This window comes from Streptosporangiales bacterium, from assembly GCA_009379825.1.
Taxonomy (GTDB): Bacteria; Actinomycetota; Actinomycetes; order Streptosporangiales; family WHST01; genus WHST01.
Genome location: WHTA01000071.1, coordinates 18,258 through 27,271, shown reverse-complemented (window position 1 = coordinate 27,271; position 9,014 = coordinate 18,258). Strand labels below are relative to the sequence as shown.

Below are 9,014 nucleotides of genomic sequence, written 5' to 3'. Positions count from 1 at the left end.
TCTGAGTGGGGGTTTGTTCGTCGAGAGGATGGCCTCGAACCCTTGGGTGAGAAGGGGTCGAGGCCATCGTGTTTCGTACTGTAAATGATCAGCCGACGTTGTGGGATTCGGTCCTGCCGGTTGAGTTGCTGGTGTTGCCGGTGTCCACGCCACAAGCCAGCCCCGCCGACAGCGGCCGGCCCAGCTACCGCACCACCCCGACATCCCGGCCAGCCAGCACCGGCCAAGACGCCACGCCAACAATCCACACCGCCGGCCGACGAGCCACGTCACGAGCCCGCGCCGCCCGTGGCTACCGGCCGAGGTACCACCCTCAACAGCCCGCACCCCCGGTCACGAGCCAGCGCCCGTGGCGGCCGGCCGAGGTCATGCACCCAACATCCCCGCACCCCGGTCAGAAGCCGGCCGAGGAACCAGGCCAAGAGCCAGCCCCGCCGGTGGCCGCCGGTCGGGGTGCCGTGCCAAGCCCACCCTGGGGGCGGGTTACAGGGAGACGACGTCGAGGTCTAGGGCTGAGTCGGCTGGTAGGGCCAGTGTTGACGGGGGTGCGCCGTTGGTTACCAGCTCGACGCCGAGGGAGGCGACCATGGCGCCGTTGTCTGTGCACAGGCGCGGGCGCGGTACGCGGAGGGTGAGGCCGGCCGCAGCGCAGCGTTGCTCGGCCAGGGCACGCAGCCGGGAGTTCGCCGCGACGCCGCCGCCGAGTACCAGGGCGTCGATGCCGCGCTGCAGGCACGCGTCGACGGCCTTCTTCGTGAGGACGTCGGCTACCGCCTCCTGGAAGGACGCGGCCACGTCCGCCACCGGCACCGGGTCGCCGGCGCGTTCCCTTCCCTCGACCCAGCGGGCCACGGCCGTCTTCAGCCCGGCGAACGAGAAGTCGAGGGTGCCGTCGTTCGCCTTGCCCCGCGGGAACGCGATCGCCGCCGGGTCGCCGTCGCGGGCTGCCTTGTCGATCGGCGGGCCGCCGGGGAACGGCAGGCCGAGCACCCGCGCGACCTTGTCGAACGCCTCCCCGGCCGCGTCGTCGACGGTGCCGCCGAGCGAGCTGACCTTACGCGTCGGTCCCTCGACGACGAACAGCGACGAGTGCCCGCCGGAGACCAGCAGCGCCACGCACGGGTCCGGCAGCGGGCCGTGCTCCAGCCGGTCCACGGCGACGTGGGCGGACAGGTGGTTCACGCCGTACAGCGGCTTGCCCGCCGACCAGGCGTACGCCTTCGCCGCCGCGACCCCGACAAGCAGTGCCCCCGCCAGGCCGGGGCCCGCGGTCACGGCGATCGCGTCGACGTCGCGCAACGTCACGCCGGCCTCGGTCAGCGCGCGGTTCATCGTCGGCAGCATGGCTTCCAGGTGCGCGCGGCTGGCCACCTCGGGCACCACACCGCCGAACCGCGCGTGCTCGTCCACGCTCGACGCCATGGCGTCAGCCAGCAGCGTGTGCCCACGCACGACGCCGACGCCGGTCTCGTCGCACGACGTCTCGATGCCGAGCACCAGCGGTTCCTCGGGAACGGCCGCCACCGTCTCGCCTCCTCCTAGTTCGCGCCGGCCCGGCGGCGCATCACGATCGCGTCGTCGCCGTCTGCGTAGTACCCGCGCCGTACGGAGATCCGCTCGAAGCCGTGCCGCTCGTACAGCGCAAGCGCGGGAGCATTGTCGCCGCGCACCTCGAGCAGTACGTTCGCGCACCGCCGACGGTGCGCCTCGTCGAGCAGGCTACGCAGCAGCCTGGTGCCCCAGCCGTGGCCCTGCTCGTCGGGGTGCACGGCGAGCGTCAGCACGTCGGCGTCCGGGCCGCCGTCCACCGCGAGCAGCCCCGCGTAGCCGCGCACCTCGCCGGCATCCTCCACCACCAGGTAGTGCCTGGAGTCGGCCTGCGCCAGCTCCGACCAGAACGCCTCCACCGGCCAGGCGTCCGCGACGAACAACCGTTCCTCGAGTGCCGCGGCCTGCTCGATGTGCCACCACCGCATCGGCGTGATCATGCCGGTGCGGGATGGTCGGCGGGCAGCACCGGCTTGCGCGGTCCAGGCACCCTGGCGTCCGGATGGCGCAGGTACATCGGCGTCGGCGGCAGCAGCTCGGCGCCCTTGGCCAGCCGGGTGACGACCACGTCGGCCAGGGCCGCTGCGGCAGGGAACCGTGGCTCGCGGCCGTTCGGGAAGTCCTCGGGGAAGAGCTGTGGGCCCTGCCCGACGGTGAGGTCGGGCGTCGCGACCTCGGCCGGTCGGCCCACCGCGGGCGCCGAGCGCGCGGTGGCCGCGTCCGCGTACCTCGCCCAGTAGACCTCCTTGCGCCGCGCGTCGGTCGCGACGAGGAACGGCTCGGTCAGCCCGGACTGCCAGGCCAGCACGTCGAGCGTGCCGACCCCGTGTACGGGAATGCCGAGCACGTCGCCGAGTACGGTCGCCGTCACCAGGCCCACGCGCAGGCCGGTGAACGGCCCAGGGCCGACGCCGACCGCCACCGCCGTGAGATCACCGGGCTGCGCACCGGCCCGGTGGAGGACGTCGGCGACCTGCGGCGCCAACAGCTCACCGTGCCGGCCGCCGCTGGTGAGCTCGGTCGCCTCCGCGCACACCTCGCTGCCGTCGTGGAGTGCGACGGTGACGGCCGGGGTCGCGGTATCGAGCGCGAGCAACAACACCCCCGCAGCGTATCGCCCACGCCGGTAGTGACTCTCGGCAATCGACGCTGTCGCGCGCAATCGCGGTGCGAGGTGAACGGCGGCAGGCGCGGGCGAACCCGAGACGACACCTCCGTGGCACTTCCATGGCGTTCCGGTGACACCCATAGACGGCCATCACGGCGACGTGAATCGCTCACACGCCCGTCAACTCGATGCAAGCAATCGACCTGACGCTGTGCCCGTGATCCGAGGCTAGGAGAACACACAGTGACCAGACCGAACCCCCCACGTTCATCGATTTCCAGGCGCACACTCATCACCGGCTCTGCCGCGCTCGGCGCCGCCGCCGGCGCCGGCCTGTGGACACCCGCCACCGCACACGCGGCGGCACCCCGCGCGGCCGCGAGCGAACTGTCGACGGACCCGTTCACGCTGGGCGTCGCCTCCGGCGACCCCAGCTCCGACGGCATCGTGCTGTGGACCAGGCTCGCCACCGACCCGCTCGCCGAGGACGGCCTCGGCGGCATGCCCAACCAGACCCTCGAGGTGGAGTGGCAGCTCGCCACCGACGAGGGCATGGCGAAGATCGCGGCGTCCGGCATCACGCCGGCCGCGCCGGACGCGGCGCACAGCGTGCACGTCGAGGTGGACAAGCTCGAACCGCACCGGCACTACTGGTACCGGTTCCGCGTCGGCACGTACGTCTCGCCCGTCGGCCGCACCCGCACCGCACCCGCGCCCGACGTGGTCGTCGACTCGTTGCGGATGGCCTTCGTCTCCTGCTCGCAGTACGAGCACGGCTACTTCGACGCCTACCGGGCGCTCGCCGAGGACGACCCTGACCTGGTGCTGCACCTCGGCGACTACCAGTACGAGTACACCGCGGGCGACTACACCATCCCCGGCGGCAACATCCGCGACCACGAGGGCCCGGAGACCGTCACGCTGGCGAACTACCGGCAGCGGCACGCGCAGTACAAGAGCGACGCCGACCTGCAGGCCGCACACGCGGCCGCGCCGTTCCTCGTGGTGTTCGACGACCACGAGGTGGACAACAACTGGGCCGACGAGATGCCGGAGAACCCGGCGGAGAAGCCCACCTTCATGGAACGCAGGACGGCAGCGTTCAAGGCGTACTACGAGAACATGCCGCTGCGCCGGTCGTCCATCCCCAACGGCCCGAACATCCAGATCTACCGCAGGGCGCAGTGGGGGCGGCTGGCGTCGTTCCACATGCTCGACACCAGGCAGTTCCGCGACGACCAGAGCTGCGGCGACCGCTGGCAGAACGACTGCCAGGAGGCGTTCGACCCGAAGCGGACGATCACCGGCGGCCAGCAGGAGAAGTGGCTGGTCGACGGGTTCAGGAAGTCCCGCGCACGATGGGACTTCCTCGGTCAGCAGGTGTTCTTCGCGCAGCGCGACGCGGACGCCGGCCCGGTCCGGCGGGCGAGCATGGACTCCTGGGACGGCTACGTCGCCTCCCGCGACCGGATCACCCGCGGCTGGGTGGACGCCAAAGTACGCAACCCGATCGTGCTCACCGGTGACGTGCACGCGCACTGGGCGAGCGAGCTGAAGCTCGACTACGAGGACCCGACGTCGCGGACGGTCGGGACCGAGCTGGTCTGCTCGTCGATCACCTCGGGCGGCAACGGGGAGGATTCCGACCCGAAGGACAACCCGTTCCTCGAGATCAACCCGCACCTGAAGTTCTACAACAACCTGCGCGGCTACGTCCGTACCACCATCACGCCCGGCCAGATGACCGCGGACTTCCGGTGCCTGCCGTACGTCCACGAGCAAGGCGCGCCGGTGTTCACCCGGGCGACGTTCGTCGCGGAGGACGGCCAGCCGGGCCTGCACCAGACGGCAGACAACCCGCTGCCGACGCCACGGCAGCAGCGTTCCGACAAGGAGATCATCAACCGCACCATCCGCTGGGAGAGCGACCGGCCGAAATAGCCGGCCGGCCCGCCAGGGGCATGGACACCCACGTTGCGGCTCTGCTGCCGCCAGCACCGCGGAGCCGCAACGTGGCCCTCGTCGGCCCGCCACGGGGGTAGGTCGCAGGACCACGGAGTGTTACCGTGGCTTTGCCCCCCCATCCGTGTCGACTGGAGACGTGACCTGCATGGCCGAGCAACACCATGCGGGAGCCGCGATCGCCAGTGCAGTTGCGACGCAGCCCCCAACGACGAGGAGGCGTCACCGGAGGCCGGCCAACCGCCGGCGGCCCTCGACGGCGCCCCCGCAGCCAACAGAAGAGCAGGCCGGATCGCCACCGCCGGGCGAACGCCCGGACCGCGACCCGCTGCTCGACAATGCGAAGATCGCGGCGATCGCGCTGGTCGTCATCGGCCACGCGACCGAGCCGCTGATCAAGGCGCCCGCGGTCATCGACCTGCCGTTCATGCGCGCCCTGTATGTCATGATCTACACCTTTCACATGCCGGTGTTCATCCTGATCGCCGGCCGGCTGTCACGCAGCTTCGCCAGCAAGCCGCGGCAGGCGCAGCGGATCGTGACGACCATCGTCGTGCCGTACCTGGTGTTCGAGGTCGGCTACGAGATCTTCAACTACTACGCGGCGAATGGCTCGCCGAGCATCGACCTGCTCGACCCGAGCTACGCCATGTGGTTCCTGGTAGCGCTGTTCTTCTGGCGCGTGACGGCACCACTGTGGCGCGTATTCCGGCCGGCGTACGCGGTCGGCATCGCGGTCGCGCTCTCGCTCACGTCCGGGCTGCTCACGCTGCCCGACGAGTTCGACCTGTACCGGGTCTTCGGCTTCCTGCCGTTCTTCGTCGTCGGGCTGGTGCTGCCCGACCGCTACTTCGAGCTGATCCGCACGAAGGCGGCGCGGATCGCTGCCGTGCCGACGCTGCTCGCGCCGTTCGTCGCGTCGTACGCGTTCTTCCCCGACACTCAGCTCGACTGGCTCTACTACACGTACAGCTACGAGACGATGGGCGTCAGCCAGGCGTTCGGCATGACCGGGCGGGCGCTGGTGCTGGTCGCCGGCTTCGCGGCGAGCACCGCCTTCCTCGCGGTGCTGCCCCGCAGGCACCTCTGGTTCACGTCGCTGGGCGCCGGCACGCTGTACGTGTACCTGATGCACCGGTTCATCGTGAAGAGCGCGGAGTACAGCGGCATCTACGAGGACGTGCGGATGTACACGTTCCCGGCCATCGTCGCGGTGCTCGCCGGTGCTCTCCTCGTCACGCTGGTGTTGAGCAGCAGGCCGACCCGGTTCCTGTGCCAGCCGCTGGTGGAACCGCGACTGAAGTGGCTGTTCCGCTCCTCCGGACAATCACCGTCGTGACGGCGGGCCCGACGACCGCCACGGTCGCGGCACCGCAGAGCGAGCGCAACCCGCTGCTCGACAACGCGAAGGTGCTGGCGATCGCACTCGTCGTCGTCGGCCACGCCGTGGACCCGATGCGCGTGGTGCCTGCCGGGCTCGCGCTTTACGCCACGATCTACGCGTTCCACATGCCGGTGTTCATCCTCGTCTCCGGCTACCTCTCCCGCAGCTTCACCAACCGACCGCGGCAGGCACAACGCGTCGTCACCGGCATCGTGGTGCCGTACCTGGTATTCGAGGCGAGCTACGAGGTGCTCCGCGACGTCTGGCGCGGCACGGAGATCAGCGTCAGCCTGCTCACGCCGTCGTTCGCCATGTGGTTCCTCATCGCGTTGCTCATCTGGCGGGTGAGCGCGCCGCTGTGGAACAGCCTGCGCCCCGCGTACGCCGTCGCGCTCGCCGTCGCCGTCTCGCTGCTCGCCGGTGCGACGCAGCTGCCGGCCACCCTCGACCTGGCGCGCGTGCTCGGGTTCCTGCCGTTCTACGTACTCGGCCTGACGCTGCCGGACTGGTACTTCGACGTCGTTCGCAGCAAGCTCGCGCGATACCTGGCCGTCCCCACCCTGCTGGGCGCGCTCGGCTGCGCGTACCTGTTCGGCCGCGGCGGCGGGCACGTCTGGTTCTTCTACAACGAGAGCTACGCGGACCTCGGCGTCGGCCTCGGCTCCGGGATCGCGCACCGCGCCGCCGCGCTGGCGATCGGCCTGGTGCTGCTCACCGCGTTCCTCGCGGTCGTACCGCGCGGCGTCACGTGGTTCACCGGCCTCGGCGTCGCGACCATGTACGTGTACGTGCTGCACAGGTTCCTCCGCAAGGCCGCGACCTCGCTCGAGCTGTACGACCTGGTGCCGAAGAACGTACTCGGCCTGCTCCTGGTCGTCGCGGTCGCGCTCGGCGTCACGCTCCTGCTGTCCAGCCGCCCGGTGCGGTTCCTCGCGCGTCCGTTCGTCGAACCGCGGCTGAACTGGCTGTTTCGAGGCGATAGCGCTGCCGGGAAGGGTTGACGTGCGGGAGTAGTATTCGCGCCATGCCTGCGGAGCAGATCACCATCACCATGGATGCCGAGGTCGCGGCGCAGGCCCGACGCGCCGCGGCGGACGCGCACATGTCGCTGTCGGAGTGGATGACTCGCGCGGCTGCCAGCATCATCGCCGACCCGCACGACGAGGACTTCGATCTCTTCGAGTACCTCGGCTTCGACGACGACTGACCACGGCGGCCCCTCAGCCGAGCAGGTCGCGGGCCTCGACCACCCGTTCCAGCTGCGTCTGCCAGGGACCGTTGTCCGGACCGGCGACGATCCTGGCAGCGCCGGCGGAGGCGTAGGCGGCGAAGATCTCCCCGAGCTCTTCCGCGTTGCGTGCCCGCATCGGTGTGCGTGCCGCCTGTTCCTGCGGCATCCCGTGCACGTCGACGAGGTTGCGCACGAGAGCGTCGTACGTCGAGCGCGCCTCGGTGTCGTCACCGATCACCATGTGCCCACCGACCGTGATCTCGGGCACCGGTACCCCGCGCTCGGCGGCCAGGTCGCGCAACGTCGTCACCGACCTCGCCAGGTCGTCGGGCGCGACGAGGGAGGGGAACCAGCCGGCGCCATGGTCGAGCGCCCTGCGGAAGGCCCGGTGCGTGCCGCCCACGAGCACCGGCGGCATCGGCACGGCGGGCGCCAAGGTCAGCGGCGGCTCACCGCCGACGACCGCCGTCGGCTCGCCCGCCAGCAGCTGCGGCAGGAGGCGCAGTGTCTCGTCGGTGATGCGGCCCCGATCGTGACCAGGTACGCCGAGCGCACGCCAGAACGGTGCACCGGGGAAACCACCGGTGCCGACCCCGAGCAGCAACCGGTTGCCGGACAACTGCTGCAAGGTCGCCACCTGCACCGCGAGCCACGGCGCGGGCCGCAACGGGACCACGAGCACGCTGAACCCGATCCGTACGCGCTCGGTGGCGGCCGCGGCGGCGGCCAGCGCGAGCGCAGGCTCGAGCGCCGGCGTACCGTCGCCGATGACCAGGTCGGGCATCCACACCGACTCGAAGCCGAGCTCCTCCACGAACCTGGCGGCGTAGGTCAGGTCCATGACGTCGGGCGCGGGTGCGCCGGTACCGATCTCGATCGTAGCCATGACACCATCCGACAACCTCAACTGATGTTGAGGTCAACGCGGTCAGGCGCCGAGCTTCCTGAGGTCGGTCGTGCGCCAGCGGTCGCCGACTCTCGTTATCCGAACCGTCCGTTCGTCGCCGGTCTCCTCGCCGGACGGGCGGGTCAGCGCGAGCTCCAGGCGGTCGTCGGACAGCTCCTCGACCAGGCCGGCGCCCCACTCCACGACGGTCACCGACTCCTCGACTACGACGTCCAGGTCGAGGTCGTCGACCTCGGCGACGCCGCCGAGCCGGTACGCGTCCACGTGCACCAGCGGCGGGCCGTCGCCGCGCGACCGGTGCACCCGGGCGATGACGAACGTCGGCGACGTCACCTGGCCGCGGACGTCCAGGCCCTCGGCGAGACCCTGCACCAACGTCGTCTTGCCCGCACCGAGGTCACCGGTCAACAGCAGCAGGTCGCCTGGCGCGACGTGTGCGGCGAGCTGCCGGCCGAGCGCGCGGGTGTCCGCTGGCGTCGGCAGCTGCAGCTCCACCTGCAGCGGCCGGCCGAGCACCAGCGTGGTGCCGTCGGCGGACTCGTCGAAGAAGCCCCGGTGCCGCCAGAACCGCACCGTCCCCGGCAGCTCGGCGCGAGCGATCACGCGCACCCAGTCGAAACCGCGCGCGGCGGCCAGGTCCTCCGCGTACGCGACCAGCGCCGAGGCGATGCCGTGCTTGTGGAACCTGGGCTCCACGGCCACCCGGCGCAGCCAGATGCCGTCGCCGTCCGGGTCGAGCAGCAGCGCGCCCACCGGCTCGCCGTCGATGGTGCACAACAGCCCGCCGTTGCGCGCCAGCGCCTCGCGCACCGAGTCGACCGTCTCCGCCAACGCGGCCGCGGGCGGGTCCAGGCGCGGCCGAGCCATGAACGCC

9 protein-coding genes are annotated in these 9,014 nt (G+C 71.0%); 3 read left to right on the top strand and 6 right to left on the bottom strand.

The annotated features are described in order from the left end of the window. Nucleotides 1-483: 483 nt before the first annotated feature. From tsaD to tsaB, 3 genes are read right to left on the bottom strand one after another with little or no spacing between them, the layout of a single operon-like run. Nucleotides 484-1,524: a tRNA (adenosine(37)-N6)-threonylcarbamoyltransferase complex transferase subunit TsaD gene (tsaD, locus tag GEV07_24810; protein ID MQA05797.1), complete on the bottom strand. Its 1,041-nt coding sequence runs from the start codon at nucleotides 1,522-1,524 to the stop codon at nucleotides 484-486. Nucleotides 1,525-1,538: 14 nt separating this feature from the next. Then, on the bottom strand, nucleotides 1,539-1,976 hold the full coding sequence (gene rimI / locus GEV07_24805; protein MQA05796.1) for a ribosomal-protein-alanine N-acetyltransferase: 438 nt from the start codon (nucleotides 1,974-1,976) through the stop codon (nucleotides 1,539-1,541). Nucleotides 1,977-1,984: 8 nt separating this feature from the next. Beyond that, on the bottom strand, nucleotides 1,985-2,650 hold the full coding sequence (gene tsaB, locus GEV07_24800) for a tRNA (adenosine(37)-N6)-threonylcarbamoyltransferase complex dimerization subunit type 1 TsaB (GenBank protein ID MQA05795.1): 666 nt from the start codon (nucleotides 2,648-2,650) through the stop codon (nucleotides 1,985-1,987). A gap of 249 nt (nucleotides 2,651-2,899) precedes the next feature. On the opposite strand from tsaB, the gene GEV07_24795 reads away from it, so the two are divergent. Continuing rightward, nucleotides 2,900-4,597, top strand: coding sequence for an alkaline phosphatase (locus tag GEV07_24795; GenBank protein ID MQA05794.1), 1,698 nt, complete (start codon nucleotides 2,900-2,902; stop codon nucleotides 4,595-4,597). 243 nt (nucleotides 4,598-4,840) lie between these two features. Here GEV07_24795 and GEV07_24790 read toward each other — a convergent pair whose 3' ends face one another. After that, entirely contained in the window at nucleotides 4,841-5,065 is a 225-nt protein-coding gene (locus tag GEV07_24790) for a hypothetical protein (GenBank protein ID MQA05793.1), read from the bottom strand. A gap of 249 nt (nucleotides 5,066-5,314) precedes the next feature. On the opposite strand from GEV07_24790, the gene GEV07_24785 reads away from it, so the two are divergent. Both GEV07_24785 and GEV07_24780 read left to right on the top strand, forming a co-directional pair. Next, nucleotides 5,315-7,003: an acyltransferase family protein gene (locus tag GEV07_24785; protein ID MQA05792.1), complete on the top strand. Its 1,689-nt coding sequence runs from the start codon at nucleotides 5,315-5,317 to the stop codon at nucleotides 7,001-7,003. A 23-nt stretch (nucleotides 7,004-7,026) separates the two neighbouring features. Continuing rightward, nucleotides 7,027-7,209 carry a hypothetical protein gene (locus tag GEV07_24780; GenBank protein MQA05791.1) on the top strand — a complete coding sequence of 61 codons (183 nt, stop codon included), beginning with the start codon at nucleotides 7,027-7,029 and terminating at the stop codon, nucleotides 7,207-7,209. Between the two features lie 13 nt (nucleotides 7,210-7,222). Here GEV07_24780 and GEV07_24775 read toward each other — a convergent pair whose 3' ends face one another. Together GEV07_24775 and tsaE are read right to left on the bottom strand one after the other, a co-directional pair. Continuing rightward, on the bottom strand, nucleotides 7,223-8,119 hold the full coding sequence (locus GEV07_24775) for an LLM class flavin-dependent oxidoreductase (GenBank protein MQA05790.1): 897 nt from the start codon (nucleotides 8,117-8,119) through the stop codon (nucleotides 7,223-7,225). Nucleotides 8,120-8,161: 42 nt separating this feature from the next. Beyond that, complete coding sequence (gene tsaE, locus GEV07_24770; GenBank protein MQA05789.1) at nucleotides 8,162-9,007, bottom strand: tRNA (adenosine(37)-N6)-threonylcarbamoyltransferase complex ATPase subunit type 1 TsaE; 846 nt, start codon at nucleotides 9,005-9,007, stop codon at nucleotides 8,162-8,164. Between the last annotated feature and the right edge of the window lie 7 nt (nucleotides 9,008-9,014).

Excerpts from the sequence above, each read along its gene's own strand:
- tsaE (MQA05789.1), bottom strand. The coding sequence starts at position 9,007 with ATGGCTCGGCCGCGCCTGGACCCGCCCGCGGCCGCGTTGGCGGAGACG.
- GEV07_24790 (MQA05793.1), bottom strand. The coding sequence starts at position 5,065 with ATGACATACAGGGCGCGCATGAACGGCAGGTCGATGACCGCGGGCGCC.
- GEV07_24775 (MQA05790.1), bottom strand. The coding sequence starts at position 8,119 with ATGGCTACGATCGAGATCGGTACCGGCGCACCCGCGCCCGACGTCATG.
- GEV07_24780 (MQA05791.1), top strand. The coding sequence starts at position 7,027 with ATGCCTGCGGAGCAGATCACCATCACCATGGATGCCGAGGTCGCGGCG.
- rimI (MQA05796.1), bottom strand. The coding sequence starts at position 1,976 with ATGCGGTGGTGGCACATCGAGCAGGCCGCGGCACTCGAGGAACGGTTG.